This is a genomic window from Escherichia sp. E1130, from assembly GCF_005781065.1.
GTDB lineage: Bacteria > Pseudomonadota > Gammaproteobacteria > Enterobacterales > Enterobacteriaceae > Escherichia.
Map to the genome: position 1 here is coordinate 1 of NZ_VATL01000057.1, position 16,357 is coordinate 16,357.

A 16,357-nucleotide genomic window follows, 5' to 3' on the forward strand; every position below is an offset into this window, starting at 1 on the left:
GCTGCTCCACCCCGCGTCCGTGGATGCGCACTATACTCCGCTCGCGTTTTCATGCAACCTTTTTTTTACTCTGATCACGGATTTGGCATGATTTTGAACAAAAACAAAGCATTGAAGTCTATTTTTTGTACAAAATTTGCATCAGGGAATACTACGGATTTCATTAAAGGCGACGGTTTGTTATCTTCATTAACGCCTTATTTTTTAACCTGAAGAAGAGAACAATGAAAGGACGTTGGGTAAAGTACCTTCTTATGGGCGCGGTTGTGACGATACTGGCCGCCTGCTCCTCCAAACCAACCGATCGCGGACAGCAATATAAAGACGGGAAATTTACCCAGCCTTTCTCTCTGGTGAACCAACCAGATGCTGTTGGCGCGCCGATTAACGCCGGTGATTTTGCCGAACAAATTAACCATATCCGCAACGCGTCGCCGCGTCTGTATGGCAACCAGAGTAGCGTTTATAACGCCGTGCAGGAGTGGCTGCGTGCAGGCGGTGATACCCGCAATATGCGCCAATTCGGCATTGACGCCTGGCAGATGGAAGGTACGGATAATTACGGTAACGTACAGTTTACGGGCTATTACACGCCGGTGATTCAGGCGCGCCATACTCGTCAGGGCGAGTTCCAGTATCCTATTTATCGAATGCCGCCAAAACGTGGGCGTTTGCCGTCTCGCGCGGAGATCTACGCGGGAGCATTGAGCGATAAATACATCCTCGCTTACAGCAACTCTCTGATGGATAACTTCATTATGGATGTGCAGGGTAGTGGGTATATCGACTTTGGTGATGGCAGTCCGCTTAACTTCTTCAGCTATGCCGGAAAGAATGGTCATGCCTATCGCAGTATTGGCAAGGTGTTGATCGACCGTGGCGAAGTGAAAAAAGAAGATATGTCGATGCAGGCGATTCGTCACTGGGGTGAAACACACAGTGAAGCCGAAGTTCGCGAGCTGCTGGAACAGAACCCGTCTTTCGTCTTCTTTAAACCGCAGTCTTTTGCACCGGTGAAAGGGGCAAGTGCGGTGCCGCTGGTTGGTCGCGCTTCAGTTGCCTCCGATCGTTCCATTATCCCGCCAGGTACAACCTTGCTGGCAGAAGTGCCGCTGCTGGATAATAACGGCAAATTTAACGGTCAGTACGAACTGCGTTTGATGGTGGCGTTAGATGTCGGTGGTGCAATCAAAGGCCAACACTTCGATATCTACCAGGGGATTGGACCTGAAGCCGGACATCGCGCAGGTTGGTACAACCACTATGGACGTGTCTGGGTGCTGAAAACCGCCCCGGGCGCAGGTAACGTCTTTAGCGGCTGATGTGATATTCTGTATGCCGTTTTTACGGATAAGGCAGGGTGAGGGATAATCTCACCTCCTGATTGTTGACTAAGTGCGCGTTGTTCATGCCGGATGCGGCGTGAACGCCTTATCCGGCCTACAAATCATGCAAATTCAATATATTGCAGGAGTTATGTAGGCCTGATAAGCGTAGCGCATCAGGCATTTATGCGTTTAGGGTGAGGGATAACCTCGCCCTTTTTAATTCTGAGGTGCTATGTCTGTTGTAATTAGTGATGCATGGCGTCAGCGTTTTGGTGGCACAGCGCGTCTGTATGGTGAAAAAGCGTTGCAACTGTTTGCTGACGCGCATATTTGTGTGGTGGGTATTGGCGGTGTCGGTTCCTGGGCTGCGGAAGCGCTGGCGCGCACGGGGATTGGCGCAATCACGCTTATCGATATGGATGATGTGTGTGTCACCAATACCAATCGGCAAATTCACGCGCTGCGCGATAACGTCGGGCTGGCAAAAGCGGAAGTAATGGCGGATCGCATTCGCCAGATTAACCCTGAGTGCCGTGTAACAGTAGTAGATGACTTCGTGACGCCGGATAACGTAGCGCAATACATGAGTGCAGGTTATTCGTATGTAATTGATGCCATTGATAGCGTGCGACCCAAAGCGGCGCTGATTGCTTATTGTCGGCGCAATAAAATCCCGCTAGTCACGACCGGTGGCGCTGGTGGGCAGATTGATCCGACGCAGATTCAGGTTACCGATCTGGCGAAGACGATTCAGGATCCGCTGGCGGCGAAGCTGCGCGAGCGCCTGAAAAGCGATTTCGGCGTGGTGAAAAACAGTAAAGGTAAGCTCGGCGTGGATTGCGTGTTCTCTACCGAAGCACTGGTGTACCCGCAGTCAGACGGCACGGTTTGTGCAATGAAAGCCACGGCGGAAGGGCCAAAGCGGATGGATTGCGCATCTGGATTTGGCGCTGCGACGATGGTAACCGCCACCTTTGGGTTTGTTGCGGTTTCTCATGCGCTGAAGAAGATGATGGCGAAAGCGGCGCGTCAGGGGTAAACATTAGGTCGGATGCGACGTCTGGTGTGTCTTATCCGACCAGAAACTGTGTAACATCAAGGTTGTTTCGCCGCGGCGAGAATTGCCTCGCTTAACGCATTCAACCCCTGACTGCGAGAGGCGCTAAGTTGCGCACGCAATCCCAGCTCATCAAACAATGCCAGCGGCGACAGTGCTTGTAACTCGGCGGCAGTTTTGCCCTCAACGGCAGTCAGCAATACGGCCAGCAGACCGCGCACAATGCGCCCTTCGCTATCACCAAAGAAATGCATCCTGCCGTTTTCTGCGACGTTAAATCCAAGCCAGACGCGGTTTTCACATCCGGCAATTTCTTTGGCCTGTGCTTTTAATTCGTCTGGCAACGCAGGAAGCTGTTTCCCCAACATAATCAGCTGGCGATATTTGTCTTCCCATTGCGTCAATGGCGCGAAAGTATCGCGTAACGTCTCTACGGTAACGGTTGTGCCGAACGGATGTCCGGCGAGTTGCGGGTTCGTCATTAATCCACCAATAATTCCAGCGCGCGGTCAACGGCATTCACCAGCGCATCCACATCACTCTTTGTATTATATGGCGCAAAAGAGGCGCGCAGAGTGCCGGTTACGCCTAATTCTGCCAACAGCGGTTGAGCACAGTGCTGCCCGGCGCGCAGGGCAATACCATATTCCGCCAGTAGCGTCACCATATCGCTGTGATGAACACCCGCGAAATCAAAGGCCAGCAGGCTGGAGTCCTGACAGCGGAATGAACGAAAGCCTGGACGTTTTGCCAGAGCGTCTTCTGCAAGCGTCGCCAGGCTACGGCTCCAGCTTTCTGCCTGGTCGATATCATAATCGGCCAGCCATTCCAGCGCCGCGCTTAATCCTATGACACCAGCGACATTTGGCGTTCCGGCTTCCAGTTTCCACGGCGCGGATTGAGTAGTGAAGCCGTCAAAACTCACTTCGTGAATCATTTTGCCGCCGCCCAGCCAGGGTGCCATCGCTTCCAGCAGTTCTGGTTTGCCGTAAAGCACGCCGATACCCGTCGGGCCATACAGTTTGTGACCAGAGAAAGCATAGAAATCGATATCCAGTTGCTGAACATCGGCAGGGAAATGCACTGCGCCCTGAGCACCATCAACCATCACCACCATCCCGGCTGAATGAGCAAAGGTAATCGCTCGCGCCAGATCCGGGCAACCGCCAGTGACGTTCGACATCTGGCCCAACGCCAGAATTCGACTACGGGGAGTAATTAACTCCGGCAATAAATCGACATCCGGCAACCGCTGCGCATTAAGCGGCAGTTTCACTACTTTGGCTCCGGTTTGTTGGGCAACCATTAGCCAGGGAACGAGGTTAGCGTGATGCTCTGCCACGCTGACAATAATCTCATCGCCCGGTTGCAGACGCGGACGGGCATAGCATTGTGCCACCATGTTGATGGATTCGGTGGTGCCGCGCGTCCAGACGATAGTTTTATCATCCGGTGCATTTAGCAATTGCGCTACTTTTTCCCGTGCAGCTTCATAACGTGCGGTCAGGCGTTGGGCTTCGGCAAACTGGCTGCGATGGACGTTTCCGGCGCTCAGGCTATAGAACTGCCGGGTTGCTTCAACCACAGCTTCGGGTTTGAGTGCGGTCGCTGCACTATCGAGATAAACGCCCGCATCCTGTAGCGCGGGAAACTGGGCGCGAAATTGCGCGGGATTAAAAACGTTCATGAGACTCCTCGGCTTGATTCGCCGATCGTGACGCAAAATTCACTTTGAAACAAGGTGAGTGCTAACCATCGGAATCGTCTGGATATCCTGTCGAAGCCGCGTCAGTAACATATGCTGAATAGTGTTAGGCGTTAATTTTAGCCTGTTAATCAATATTATTAAGATTTAGTAATCGCTTTAAGGAGAAGAAGATGAAAAAGACTGCCGCCATTATCTCTGCCTGTATGCTGACTTTTGCCCTTAGCGCCTGCTCCGGTTCGAACTATGTGATGCACACCAACGACGGACGTACCATTGTATCTGATGGTAAACCGATGACGGATGATGAAACCGGTATGATTTCTTATAAAGACGCTAATGGCAACAAACAGCAGATCAACCGTACCGACGTGAAAGAGATGGTCGAACTGGATCAGTAATTCGCGATCGCAAGGTAAAAAAAAGCACCGCAATTAGGCGGTGCTACATTAATCACTATGGACAGACAGGGTAAATGTACAGGAAGTGAAAAAAGGTAGCTTTGCTACCATGGTCTGAATCGCAGACCAATTGCAAACACAACAACACAACATCACAACCGTAAGCCAAAAGTTCACCAGAACACGCATTCCGATAAAACTTTTCGTTCCGGCTCAGGAAGTGCCGCCACTATAGGTATTTGCTGGTAGAAGCTCAACGGACAATTTATAATGGCTCAGATTAAAAAAACTAATAGGTTACACAGTGTGATCTAATTGTTAAATTCATTTAACATCAAAGTTTAAAAGCCATGTCTAAACGATTACCACCGCTAAATGCCTTACGAGTTTTTGATGCCGCAGCCCGCCATTTAAGCTTCACGCGTGCAGCAGAAGAGCTTTTTGTGACCCAGGCCGCAGTAAGTCATCAAATCAAGTCCCTTGAGGATTTTTTGGGGCTAAAACTGTTCCGCCGCCGTAATCGTTCACTTCTATTGACCGAGGAAGGGCAAAGCTATTTTCTCGATATCAAAGAGATATTTTCGCAATTAACCGAAGCGACGCGTAAACTCCAGGCCCGTAGCGCCAAAGGGGCATTGACGGTTAGCTTACTCCCCAGTTTTGCCATCCACTGGCTGGTACCGCGACTTTCCAGCTTTAATTCAGCTTATCCGGGAATCGACGTTCGAATCCAGGCGGTCGACCGACAGGAAGATAAACTGGCGGATGATGTCGATGTGGCGATATTTTATGGCCGAGGCAACTGGCCGGGGCTGCGGGTGGAAAAGCTTTACGCCGAATACCTGTTGCCAGTGTGTTCGCCTTTACTATTAACCGGTGAGAAATCCTTGAAGACGCCGGAAGATCTGGCTAAACATACGTTATTACACGATGCATCCCGGCGAGACTGGCAGACATATACCCGCCAGTTGGGGCTGACTCATATTAACGTTCAGCAAGGGCCTATCTTCAGCCATAGCGCCATGGTGCTACAAGCCGCCATTCACGGGCAGGGGGTGGCGCTGGCAAATAACGTGATGGCGCAATCTGAAATCGAGGCCGGACGCCTTGTTTGCCCGTTTAATGACGTATTGGTCAGTAAAAATGCTTTTTATCTGGTATGTCATGACAGCCAGGCAGAACTGGGTAAAATAGCCGCCTTTCGCCAATGGATCCTGGCGAAAGCCGCTGCTGAACAAGAAAAATTCCGCTTTCGTTATGAACAATAATTTATGTAGGGTACGACCATGACCAGCCGTTTTATGCTGATTTTCGCCGCCATTAGCGGCTTCATTTTTGTCGCTCTGGGTGCTTTTGGTGCGCATGTTTTAAGTAAAACCGTGGGCGCCGTTGAAATGGGCTGGATCCAGACCGGCCTCGAATACCAGGCATTTCATACGCTGGCAATTTTAGGTCTGGCGGTGGCAATGCAACGTCGCATCAGTATCTGGTTTTACTGGAGTAGTGTCTTTCTGGCGCTAGGTACGGTGCTGTTCAGCGGCAGCCTTTATTGCCTGGCGCTGTCTCATCTGCGTTTGTGGGCGTTTGTCACTCCGGTCGGCGGTGTGAGTTTTCTCGCGGGCTGGGCGTTAATGTTAGTTGGTGCTATCCGTTTAAAGCGCAAGGGCGTAAGTCATGAATAAAGTTGTATTGTTGTGCCGTCCGGGCTTTGAAAAAGAGTGCGCCGCAGAAATTACCGATAAAGCCGGGCAGCGGGAAATATTCGGTTTTGCCCGTGTAAAAGAGAATGCGGGTTATGTGATTTATGAATGTTATCAAGCGGAAGATGGCGATAAGTTAATCCGTGAACTGCCATTTAGTTCATTAATTTTTGCCCGCCAGTGGTTTGTGGTGGGGGAACTGCTCCAGCATTTGCCGCAGGAAGACCGCATTACGCCAATAGTTGGCATGTTGCAGGGGGTGGTAGAGAAGGGTGGCGAACTGCGTGTTGAAGTCGCGGACACCAACGAAAGTAAAGAGTTACTGAAATTCTGCCGCAAATTTACTGTACCGTTACGGGCTGCCTTGCGTGATGCGGGCGTCCTGGCGAGCTATGAAACGCCGAAGCGTCCAGTGGTGCATGTGTTCTTTATCGCGCCAGGCTGCTGTTATACCGGCTACTCCTACAGCAATAATAACTCGCCGTTCTATATGGGCATTCCGCGCCTGAAGTTTCCGGCAGATGCGCCAAGTCGTTCCACGCTCAAGCTGGAAGAGGCATTTCATGTGTTTATTCCTGCGGATGAATGGGATGAACGCCTGGCGAACGGGATGTGGGCGGTGGATTTGGGCGCTTGCCCGGGCGGCTGGACCTACCAACTGGTGAAGCGCAACATGTGGGTTTACTCCGTTGATAACGGCCCGATGGCGCAAAGCCTGATGGATACCGGACAGGTGACGTGGCTGCGGGAAGACGGTTTCAAATTCCGTCCGACACGCAGCAATATCTCCTGGATGGTGTGTGACATGGTGGAAAAACCGGCGAAGGTCGCGGCATTGATGGCGCAGTGGCTGGTTAATGGCTGGTGTCGTGAAACTATCTTCAACCTTAAATTGCCGATGAAAAAACGCTACGAAGAAGTGTCACACAATCTGGCGTACATTCAGGCACAGCTTGATGAACATGGCATTAACGCCCAGATTCAGGCGCGTCAGTTGTATCACGATCGCGAAGAAGTGACGGTGCATGTCCGTCGCATCTGGGCTGCGGTAGGTGGTCGTCGCGACGAGCGCTAATCGCTGACTCCGTGTGCCGGAAGCTATAACTGTCTGCTCCCGGCATTGGTTTATCAGCGTTTAAGTCTTAGCTGCTGTAAATTGCCGTCGATATGCAAATCAGTCTGTAAGCGGGCGATATCACGGCACAGGAACGCCATCTCTTTATGGGCTTCTAATTTCTTGCGCCACTTTTCGGCAACCACTTCCAGATTCTCATAGATCCCTTCCAGACTCTGAAACTCGACCAGCAACTGCGTGGCGCTTTTGGGCCCAATTCCCGCAACGCCTGGCACCTTTGAACTACTGATCCCCGCCAGCCCCCAGTAATCGGGCAATTGCTGCGGTTGAACGCCAAATTCTTTATCGATAAACGGTGCATCCAGCCAGCGTTTCTGGAAGTAATCGCGAATACGTAATGTAGGTGAAAGTAGCTGACAGTAGCCTTTATCTGTCGAAACGATGGTTGCCTGATGCCCCGCCTGGGTCACTTTGACCGCCAGCGTGGCGGCTAAGTCATCGGCTTCGTTGCCGCTGGCTGACCAGCACGGGACACCGCGTTGCTCAAAGGCTGCGCGTAACGCGGGCATCTCGTTGTGCAACTCTTCCGGCATTGGCGGGCGACCCGCTTTGTAATCAGGCAGGCGCTGATGACGCCAGCCGCTACTGCGGTTTTCATCATCAAAAACGGCGACGGCGTGGGTCGGCTGGCTGTGCATAATAAGTTGATCAAGGGCGTGCTGACAGGTTTCCACGCAGGGTGAACCCTGCACGGCATGAATGCGACGAATAAGATTCAGTGCATCGACAATAAGCAAATGAACAGCCACGATAACCCCCTTAAAGATCAGGCGATAAGGGTAACATTCGATGCCGGAACAGGCTATGGCTGGATGAGAAAACAGGAAGAGGGCTCGCAAAACGAGATCTGATATTGATGACAACGCCAAATTGCCTGATGCGCTGCGCTTATCATGCCTACAAAAGAATCGCAATCTATTGAATTTGCGCTGTTTTAAAGGTCGGATAAGGTGTTTACGCCGCATCCGACATAAACAACAGGTACATTCTCAACAATGTGAGGCCTCGCAAAACGAGGCCTCTGGAGAGCGATTAATCGCAGGCAACGATCTTCATTGCCAGGCCGCCGCGAGATGTTTCGCGGTACTTGGCGTTCATGTCTTTACCTGTTTCGTACATGGTTTCGATAACTTTATCGAGGCAGACGCGCGGTTCGCTGGTACGGCGCAGTGCCATACGCGCGGCGTTCACCGCTTTCACTGCCGCAATGGCGTTACGCTCAATGCACGGTACCTGAACCTGTCCAGCAACCGGGTCACACGTCAGGCCGAGGTTATGCTCCATAGCGATTTCCGCCGCGATGCACACCTGCGCCGGGCTTGCGCCTAACAGTTCTGCCAGACCCGCCGCCGCCATTGAGCACGCCACGCCAACTTCACCCTGGCAACCCACTTCGGCACCAGAAATCGACGCGTTCATCTTATAAAGAGAACCAATGGCGCTGGCTACCAGCAGGTAACGAGCCAGTGAGTTAGCGTTCACTTCGCGGATAAACTTGTCGTAGTACGCCAGCACTGCCGGGATAATCCCGCATGCACCGTTAGTCGGCGCAGTCACCACACGACCGCCCGCAGCGTTCTCTTCGTTCACTGCCAGTGCGAACATGTTGATCCAGTCAACAACCGCCATCGGGTCAGTGGTGGTTTTATCCTGGCTGACCAGCATCCGGCGCAGTGCCGCGGCGCGACGTGGAACACGCAGTTTGCCCGGCAGCACACCTTCGGTGGAAATACCGCGTTCAATACCGCCACGCATCACTTCCCAGACGTTCGCCAGGTGCTGTTCCAGCTCTTCTTTGCTGTGCAGCGCCAGCTCGTTTTTCATCATCAGACCAGAGAGTGACAGCCCGGTTTCCTGGCAATGTTTTTGCAGGTCGGCTGCTGAACTGTAAGGATACGGAACTTCAACCGGTGCGCTATCCTGCTGGCCAAAATGCTCTTCATCAACGATAAAGCCGCCGCCGATGGAGTAATACGTCTGGCTGTAAACAACTTTATCGCCCGCCAGCGCGGTAATGCGCATGCCGTTCTCATGCAGAGAAAGGTTATCGGCATGGAAGTTCATGCATTCATCAACCGGAAACTCGACTTCGTGCTGACCGTTTGCCAGCATCAGGCGACCGAGAGTATTCACATCCTGAATAAAACCAGGGATGGAATCGATATCCACGGTATCCGGCAGATTCCCTGCCAGGCCCATAATAATGGCGATATCAGTGTGGTGCCCTTTGCCGGTCAGAGAGAGCGAACCATAGACGTCAACCACCACGCGGGTCACGTCTTTAAGCAGGTTACGGGCAATCAGATCGTCGGTAAATTGTTTACCCGCTTTCATTGGTCCAACGGTATGAGAACTGGAAGGGCCAATGCCGATTTTGAAAATATCGAATACGCTAATCATAGGAAATACATCGCGTTAAAACGGAGGAAGCGCCGCCCGAAAGCGGCGCGAAAGGACTTAGCTGAACAGAGAGTAGAAGATTGCGGAGATTGCAATCAGACCCATCACGACAACGAATACGTTGCTGATGTGACCGCTGTATTTACGCATTGCCGGTACTTTCTGAATGGCGTACATCGGCATCAGGAACAGGATCATCGCGATGATTGGGCCGCCCAGGGTTTCAATCATACCCAGGATGCTCGGGTTCAGGGTGGCAACAATCCAGGTCGTTACCAGCATGAACAGCGCAGTGATACGGTTCAGCTTGTTGATTTCGATAGACTTACCTTTACCACGCAGTGATTTGATCACCATACCGTTGAAGCCTTCACGTGCGCCCAGGTAGTGGCCCAGGAAGGATTTGGTGATAGCGATAATCGCGATAATCGGAGCCATCCACGCGATGATCGGCGCGTTAAAGTGGTTAGCCAGGTAAGACAGAATCGAGATGTTCTGCTCTTTAGCCGCAGCCAGGTCTGCCGGAGTCAGGCTCAGTACACAGCTGAATACGAAGAACATTACGGTCAGCACCATCATGATGTGAGCGAATGCCAGGATCTTCGAGCATTTCTGTTCTGCCATATCGCCGTACTCTTCACGCTTCGCAACGGCGAAAGAAGAGATGATCGGAGAGTGGTTGAACGAGAACACCATTACCGGAATTGCCAGCCACAGGGTCATCCACAGACCGTTTCCGGTTGCAGATGCTGTGTCCAGAGACAGAGTTTCCAGTGCTGCGCCGTTCCACTGCGGGATCAGGTACAGAGCCAGCAGCATCAGTACGCCAACAAACGGGAATACCAGAATACTCATCGCCTTAACGATCATTTGCTCACCGAAGCGAACGATGGTCATCATACCCACGATCAGGATCAGTGACAGAATCGCACGCGGCGGCGGCGTCATACCCAGCTGGTGAGACATGAAGCTTTCAACCGTGTTGGTGATTGCCACGCTGTAAACCAGCAGAATCGGGTAGATAGCGAAGAAGTAAAGCAGGGTAATCAGTTTACCTGCGCCAATACCAAAGTGTTCTTCTACTACCTCGGTGATGTCTTCGCCTGGGTTTTTACCAGACAGCACGAAGCGAGTCAGGCCACGATGCGCAAAGTACGTCATCGGGAACGCAAGGATAGCCATGATGATCAGCGGGATCATACCGCCAACACCGGCGTTGATTGGCAGGAACAGCACGCCCGCGCCGATCGCCGTGCCGTAAAGGCCCAGCATCCACATGGTATCTGTCTTGCGCCAGGCACTGCGAGAGTCTTTCGACGCAATCGTGCTGGTTTGAGTCGTTTCCATCTATTTCTCCTGGAGGAATGCAAATAATTCAGCTTTTAGCCAGTTCAGCCCGGGAAGGTGCCTGGCCGTAAAAATGAAATCTGTCTATCGGCGATGGCTTAATCATTTTCCGCCGTAATAATTTGAGGGCGGAAAGATACACACAAGTTATGTATCTATCAGTGATCTTGATCTCAAATACAATAATCTACTTGGAAGATAGATAATCCCAATGCTTTACTCTGTAAATCAAAAGTAAAAGAGAATTTAAGGGCAATATTTGGCAGATTAACGACATCTGGCCTCTTCCGGGGCGCGCAATATATGTAGGTTGAACTGCAAAAATCAATACTTTTAGTTAATGATTGCAAGATTTTCTTTTTTGCGGAGATAAAATGCGGTCTTCAAATGAAGGGAAACGTTTGCGTTGCAACATAAATTGTATGACATATTACAGGTGGTGATATTAATGACATGATGACGCACTTAAACATTCATATAACAAATGAAATAGATTGATTAGTGAGCGACCAAAAAAGAGAAAAACCCAGCAACAAACGTTACCGGGGAAGGGAGGATTAGGTGCAGATTTCGTAGCAAGGGATGTAGGCAGAGCCTGGTAACTTCATACGATGTTGGGCAACAAACCCCTGAAGCAGGTCGTCCATACGGCGCATGATCTCTTTATCACCGTTGATTTTGTATGGCCCAAACTCTTCAATGGCGCGAATGCCGACTTCTTTTACGTTACCGGCTACAATGCCAGAAAATGCACGACGCAGGTCGGCAGCCAGCACTTCAACTGGCTGGTCCGGGTAAAGCTTCAGATTAGCCATATTCTCGTGAGACGGCTCAAACGGCATTTGCAAATCTGGCGTAATGCGCATTGACCAGTTAAAGCTGTAGGCATCGCCCGTATCGCGACGGTTTTCTTTCACCTGCGCCATCGCTTTTTTCATCTGACGGGCTACTTCTGCAGCGTCATCAATGATGATGCGATAATGGCGGCGCGCGTTTTCTCCCAACGTATGCACGACAAACTCGTCCAGTACGCGGAAGTAATCAGCACTCTCTTTCGGGCCGGTGAGGATCAATGGCAAGACCTGATCTTTGTTGGCCGGATTCATTAAAATTCCCAGCAAATACAGTAGCTCTTCCGCTGTACCCACACCGCCAGGGAAGATAATGATGCCGTGGGCGATACGGACAAACGCTTCCAGACGTTTTTCGATATCCGGCATGATGATCAGTTCGTTAACCAGCGGGTTAGGCGGTTCAGCGGCGATAATTGATGGTTCAGTCATACCAATAAAACGGCTGTCTTTGTAACGCTGTTGGGCGTGTCCAACCGCTGCGCCTTTCATCGGCGCTTCCATCGCGCCTGGACCACAGCCAGTGCAAATATTTAACTCACGCAGCCCCAACTGATTACCAACGCGACGGGCATACAAATACTCGTTTTCGTTGATGGAGTGACCGCCCCAGCACACCACCATATTGGGCGCTTCGCCCACGTGCAGCGCGCGAGCATTGCGCAAGATAGAAAAGACCAGGTTGGTAATATGAACAGAGTTGTCGAGATTCAGATTTGGAAAACGAACGGTGTTATGGATTTGCCCATAGACGAAGAGAATGTCGCGCAGAACGGCAAACAAGTTGGCCTGCAAGGAGCGAATGATACGCCCATCGACAAAAGCTTCTTCCGGGGGATTGATCAGTTCTAACTTAACGCCGCGTTCACGGCGTAGCACGTTAATGTCGAAATTTTCAAAACGGGACAGCAATTCTTTGCTGTTATCGGTGAGGCTACCGGAGTTCAGAACAGCGAGTGAACAGTTGCGAAATAATTGATAGAGGTCGCTGCTGGCAGTGCGTTTAAGCATGTCCACTTCCAACTGCGACAACATATCCATGGAGCCAAGAGGGCTAATATGTGTAATCAAGAAAAACTCCTTATGGGACGATTATCGTCATTCCCTTTGATTACAATAGCCTTGCCTGATGACCTTTCACAACCTTATGCGTGAATCCAGCCCGCAAAATTGAGAAAAATTTTATTGCCGTGCCAGACGGGTTGTCGATGGGACAAAATCACAGTTACTGCGCCATGGGTTTATGTCCAGACCGCCACGACGGGTATAACGTGCGTAAACGCTTAATTTCTCTGGCTGGCAGAAGCGTAACAGATCATTAAAAATTCGTTCTACGCACTGTTCATGGAACTCGTTATGATGACGGAAAGAAACCAGATAACGCAGCAGTTTTTCCCTGTCAATCTTGCGTCCACGATACTGAATCTGGATAGATCCCCAGTCTGGTTGATGAGTAATCAGGCAGTTTGATTTCAGCAGGTGGCTAACGAGTGTTTCTTCCACCACTTTCTCGCCGCTGATGGCATTCTCAAGATAGTCAGTGGTGAATTCATAGTTATCGATAGCGATATCCTGGTCATCAATGCAGGTGCCATTGAAATGCCCCACCGGCTGACCTTCCAGTTCATCAAGACGATATAACGCCACGCTAACGTTACCCTGGGCGCAAGTGCTTAAGTCGCGCTCCAGCGTCTGGCGCACTTCATCCCAATTGTTAAAGCGTGTCTGGTTAAAGCTGTTGAGATAGAGCTTAAAACTCTTCGACTCAATGAGATTTACGCTGGTGTAATCAAGTTCAACATGACCCACGGCAACCTGCGGCAAACCTTTCGCATTCAGCCAGGAAAGTTCATATAGCGTCCAGATATCCGTACCGTGAAAAGGCAGATTATCTGCTTTCAGGCCCAGCGGATCGCGATTCAAACTACGTGGAACGCCTTGTAGCAGGCTGGCGTCATAGGTATCCCGGTAATCGGTTGATTTTCCAAGAGTCAGGCCCGCAAGTGCCTGATGGTTTGCATAAGAAGACATGTTTCACCGTCATAAACCAGATAAACTAAACGACAAGTGTATCTGGTTTAAGTGAAGAGAGAAATTAGTGGACGAATTGACCGCACAAGCCTTGAGAGATTTTACCACGCGTTACTGTGATGCATGGCACGAACAGCACAATAGTTGGCCGTTAAGCGAGGAGCTGTATGGCGTTCCTTCACCGTGCATTATTTCAACCACTAATGATGCTGTGTTCTGGCAACCGCAGCCGTTTAGCGGTGAGCAAAATGTAAACGCGGTTGAGCGTGCGTTTGATATTGTGATACAACCCGCAATTCATACCTTCTATACGACCCAGTTTGCCGGGGATATGCATGCGCAGTTTGGCGATATCAAACTGACATTACTGCAAACCTGGAGCGAAGATGACTTCCGCCGGGTGCAGGAAAACCTGATTGGACATCTGGTTACCCAGAAACGTCTGAAACTGCCCCCCACGTTATTTATCGCCACACTGGAAGAGGAGCTGGAAGTGATTTCGGTGTGTAATCTCTCTGGCGAAGTATGCAAAGAGACGCTGGGGACGCGGAATCGTATGCATTTAGCCTCAAATCTTGCGGAATTCCTTACGCAGCTTAAGCCTCTTCTGTAATCCAAATACCCCGTCTAGTTGTGAGAGATCTCTTACAGACCCTGTAGGAGATCGCCAGGAAGTAAGTGAATACTTAAAAAGATAAGAATCGATATTTCTATTTTAAATCAATGCATTGAAGAAAGATTCTTAACTTTCATATGAAATTTTCCTTAAGGCATTGTCTGTAAGCGCCTTGTAAGACTCAGCGAAAAAGACGATTCTATCTTCGTCGACAGGGAGTCAGACAACGAAGTGAACATCAGGATGATGACACTTCTAAAGGACACGCCAGGATGGTGCTTCAGGGAAAGGCTTCTGGATGAAGCGAAGAGGAAAACGCTGGATGCGTTAAAGGACACCTCCAGGACGGAGAATGAGAACCGGTCAGGATGATTCGGTGGGTCAGGATGGCCAGGGACACTTCAGGATGAAGTATCACATCGGGGTGGTGTGAGCAGGAAGCATTAGTTCAGGATGAACGATTGGTCGCAAGACCACAGGAAAAGTTGTCAAGGATGAGCAGGGAGCAACAAAAGTAGCTGGAATGCTGCGAAACGAACCGGGAGCACTGTGAATACAGTGCTCCCTTTTTTTATTCCTGCTATCCTTCGCGGCAGTTTTTTCTTCTTGAGGTTGTTTTATGACCACTCATGACCGCGTTCGTCTTCAGTTGCAGGCGCTTGAAACATTACTGCGTGAACATCAGCACTGGCGGAGCGATGGACCGCAGCCGCATCAATTCAACAGTACCCAACCTTTCTTTATGGATACGATGGAGCCACTGGAATGGTTGCAATGGGTACTGATCCCACGAATGCACGATCTCTTAGATAATAATCAGCCATTGCCAGGGGCTTTCGCCGTGGCGCCGTATTATGAAATGGCGCTGGCGACGGACCACCCCCAGCGCGCGCTTATTCTGGCGGAGCTGGAAAAACTGGATGCGCTTTTTGCGGATGATACAAACTGATGCTGGAAATACTCTACCAGGATGAATGGCTGGTTGCGGTTAACAAACCGTCTGGCTGGCTGGTTCACCGCAGCTGGCTGGATCGCGACGAAAAAGTGGTGGTCATGCAAACCGTACGTGACCAGATTGGTCAGCACGTGTTTACCGCGCATCGGCTGGACCGACCGACTTCCGGCGTATTGCTGATGGGATTATCCAGCGAGGCCGGACGGCTGTTAGCGCAACAGTTTGAACAGCACCAAATCCAGAAACGTTACCATGCGATTGTGCGTGGCTGGCTGATGGAAGAAGCGGTGCTGGATTATCCGCTGGTGGAAGAAATGGATAAAATCGCCGATAAGTATGCCCGCGAAGATAAAGACCCGCAGCCAGCAGTGACGCATTATCGCGGTCTGGCGACGGTTGAAATGCCAGTTGCGACCGGGCGTTACCCGACGACACGCTACGGTCTGGTGGAACTGGAGCCGAAAACCGGACGCAAACATCAGCTTCGTCGCCATCTTGCCCATTTGCGCCATCCGATTATTGGCGACAGCAAACATGGCGATTTGCGCCAGAATCGCAGCGCGGCTGAACATTTTGGCCTCCAGCGGTTAATGTTGCACGCCAGTAAGTTGTCACTGACGCATCCTTTTACTGGCGAGCCGCTGACTATCCACGCCGGTCTGGACGACACCTGGATGCGGGCATTATCACAATTTGGCTGGCGCGGTCTGCTTCCTGAAAATGAAAGGGTTGAGTTCAGCGCGCCATCGGGTCAGGATGATGAGTTAAGTTCCTAATCCAGGGAGAAAACGGTATGGCGGAAATTGGTATTTTTGTAGGCACCATGTACGG

The 16,357-nt window shown here is 50.9% G+C and carries 17 protein-coding genes; 10 read left to right on the plus strand and 7 right to left on the minus strand.

The features are described 5' to 3' along the window. The 3 genes from FEK66_RS25835 to tcdA form a co-directional block, all read left to right on the plus strand. Positions 1-213, plus strand: a 213-nt coding sequence (locus tag FEK66_RS25835) for a hypothetical protein (RefSeq protein WP_205712946.1), incomplete at its 5' end; no start/stop codon positions are given. 11 nt (positions 214-224) lie between these two features. Beyond that, positions 225-1,322: a murein transglycosylase A gene (mltA, locus tag FEK66_RS25030; RefSeq protein ID WP_130259363.1), complete on the plus strand. Its 1,098-nt coding sequence runs from the start codon at positions 225-227 to the stop codon at positions 1,320-1,322. 238 nt (positions 1,323-1,560) lie between these two features. Further along, the gene (gene tcdA, locus FEK66_RS25035) at positions 1,561-2,367 is read left to right on the plus strand and encodes a tRNA cyclic N6-threonylcarbamoyladenosine(37) synthase TcdA (protein WP_135495010.1); all 807 of its coding nucleotides are present in this window, start codon (positions 1,561-1,563) and stop codon (positions 2,365-2,367) included. 56 nt (positions 2,368-2,423) lie between these two features. On the opposite strand, the gene csdE is transcribed toward tcdA, so the two are convergent. Together csdE and csdA are read right to left on the minus strand one after the other, a co-directional pair. Further along, positions 2,424-2,867 carry a cysteine desulfurase sulfur acceptor subunit CsdE gene (csdE, locus tag FEK66_RS25040; RefSeq protein WP_135495009.1) on the minus strand — a complete coding sequence of 148 codons (444 nt, stop codon included), beginning with the start codon at positions 2,865-2,867 and terminating at the stop codon, positions 2,424-2,426. Then, a complete protein-coding gene (gene csdA / locus FEK66_RS25045; RefSeq protein ID WP_135495008.1) occupies positions 2,867-4,072 on the minus strand; it encodes a cysteine desulfurase CsdA in 1,206 nt (401 codons plus the stop codon). Before csdA ends, csdE begins: the two co-directional genes overlap by 1 nt. A gap of 191 nt (positions 4,073-4,263) precedes the next feature. Between csdA and FEK66_RS25050 the strand changes: the two genes are divergently transcribed. From FEK66_RS25050 to rlmM, 4 genes are all read left to right on the plus strand, one after another. Beyond that, a complete protein-coding gene (locus FEK66_RS25050) occupies positions 4,264-4,491 on the plus strand; it encodes a YgdI/YgdR family lipoprotein (RefSeq protein WP_130207708.1) in 228 nt (75 codons plus the stop codon). 350 nt (positions 4,492-4,841) lie between these two features. Next, the gene (gene gcvA, locus FEK66_RS25055; RefSeq protein WP_130207706.1) at positions 4,842-5,759 is read left to right on the plus strand and encodes a glycine cleavage system transcriptional regulator GcvA; all 918 of its coding nucleotides are present in this window, start codon (positions 4,842-4,844) and stop codon (positions 5,757-5,759) included. An 18-nt stretch (positions 5,760-5,777) separates the two neighbouring features. Beyond that, entirely contained in the window at positions 5,778-6,173 is a 396-nt protein-coding gene (locus FEK66_RS25060; protein ID WP_135495007.1) for a DUF423 domain-containing protein, read from the plus strand. Next, the gene (gene rlmM, locus FEK66_RS25065) at positions 6,166-7,266 is read left to right on the plus strand and encodes a 23S rRNA (cytidine(2498)-2'-O)-methyltransferase RlmM (RefSeq protein WP_130214557.1); all 1,101 of its coding nucleotides are present in this window, start codon (positions 6,166-6,168) and stop codon (positions 7,264-7,266) included. Before FEK66_RS25060 ends, rlmM begins: the two co-directional genes overlap by 8 nt. Positions 7,267-7,319: 53 nt before the next feature. Here the strand turns inward: rlmM and xni are convergent, their stop codons facing one another. The 5 genes from xni to queF form a co-directional block, all read right to left on the minus strand. Next, a complete protein-coding gene (gene xni / locus FEK66_RS25070) occupies positions 7,320-8,075 on the minus strand; it encodes a flap endonuclease Xni (protein ID WP_130207702.1) in 756 nt (251 codons plus the stop codon). Positions 8,076-8,358: 283 nt separating this feature from the next. Beyond that, positions 8,359-9,726 carry an L-serine ammonia-lyase II gene (sdaB, locus tag FEK66_RS25075; RefSeq protein WP_135495006.1) on the minus strand — a complete coding sequence of 456 codons (1,368 nt, stop codon included), beginning with the start codon at positions 9,724-9,726 and terminating at the stop codon, positions 8,359-8,361. Between the two features lie 57 nt (positions 9,727-9,783). After that, the gene (sdaC, locus tag FEK66_RS25080) at positions 9,784-11,073 is read right to left on the minus strand and encodes an HAAAP family serine/threonine permease SdaC (RefSeq protein ID WP_064528228.1); all 1,290 of its coding nucleotides are present in this window, start codon (positions 11,071-11,073) and stop codon (positions 9,784-9,786) included. 557 nt (positions 11,074-11,630) lie between these two features. Further along, entirely contained in the window at positions 11,631-12,995 is a 1,365-nt protein-coding gene (ppnN, locus tag FEK66_RS25085) for a nucleotide 5'-monophosphate nucleosidase PpnN (RefSeq protein ID WP_130207698.1), read from the minus strand. A gap of 111 nt (positions 12,996-13,106) precedes the next feature. Further along, positions 13,107-13,955 carry an NADPH-dependent 7-cyano-7-deazaguanine reductase QueF gene (gene queF, locus FEK66_RS25090; protein ID WP_131162399.1) on the minus strand — a complete coding sequence of 283 codons (849 nt, stop codon included), beginning with the start codon at positions 13,953-13,955 and terminating at the stop codon, positions 13,107-13,109. 67 nt (positions 13,956-14,022) lie between these two features. Between queF and syd the strand changes: the two genes are divergently transcribed. The 3 genes from syd to truC all read left to right on the plus strand — a co-directional run bounded on the left by syd (position 14,023) and on the right by truC (position 16,302). Next, positions 14,023-14,568: a SecY-interacting protein gene (gene syd / locus FEK66_RS25095; RefSeq protein WP_135495005.1), complete on the plus strand. Its 546-nt coding sequence runs from the start codon at positions 14,023-14,025 to the stop codon at positions 14,566-14,568. A 622-nt stretch (positions 14,569-15,190) separates the two neighbouring features. Next, positions 15,191-15,520 (plus strand): YqcC family protein, encoded by a 330-nt coding sequence (locus FEK66_RS25100; protein ID WP_130259351.1) that lies wholly within the window; start codon positions 15,191-15,193, stop codon positions 15,518-15,520. Next, entirely contained in the window at positions 15,520-16,302 is a 783-nt protein-coding gene (gene truC, locus FEK66_RS25105; RefSeq protein WP_135495004.1) for a tRNA pseudouridine(65) synthase TruC, read from the plus strand. The genes FEK66_RS25100 and truC overlap by 1 nt, the downstream gene beginning before the upstream one ends. The last annotated feature ends 55 nt before the right edge of the window (positions 16,303-16,357 follow it).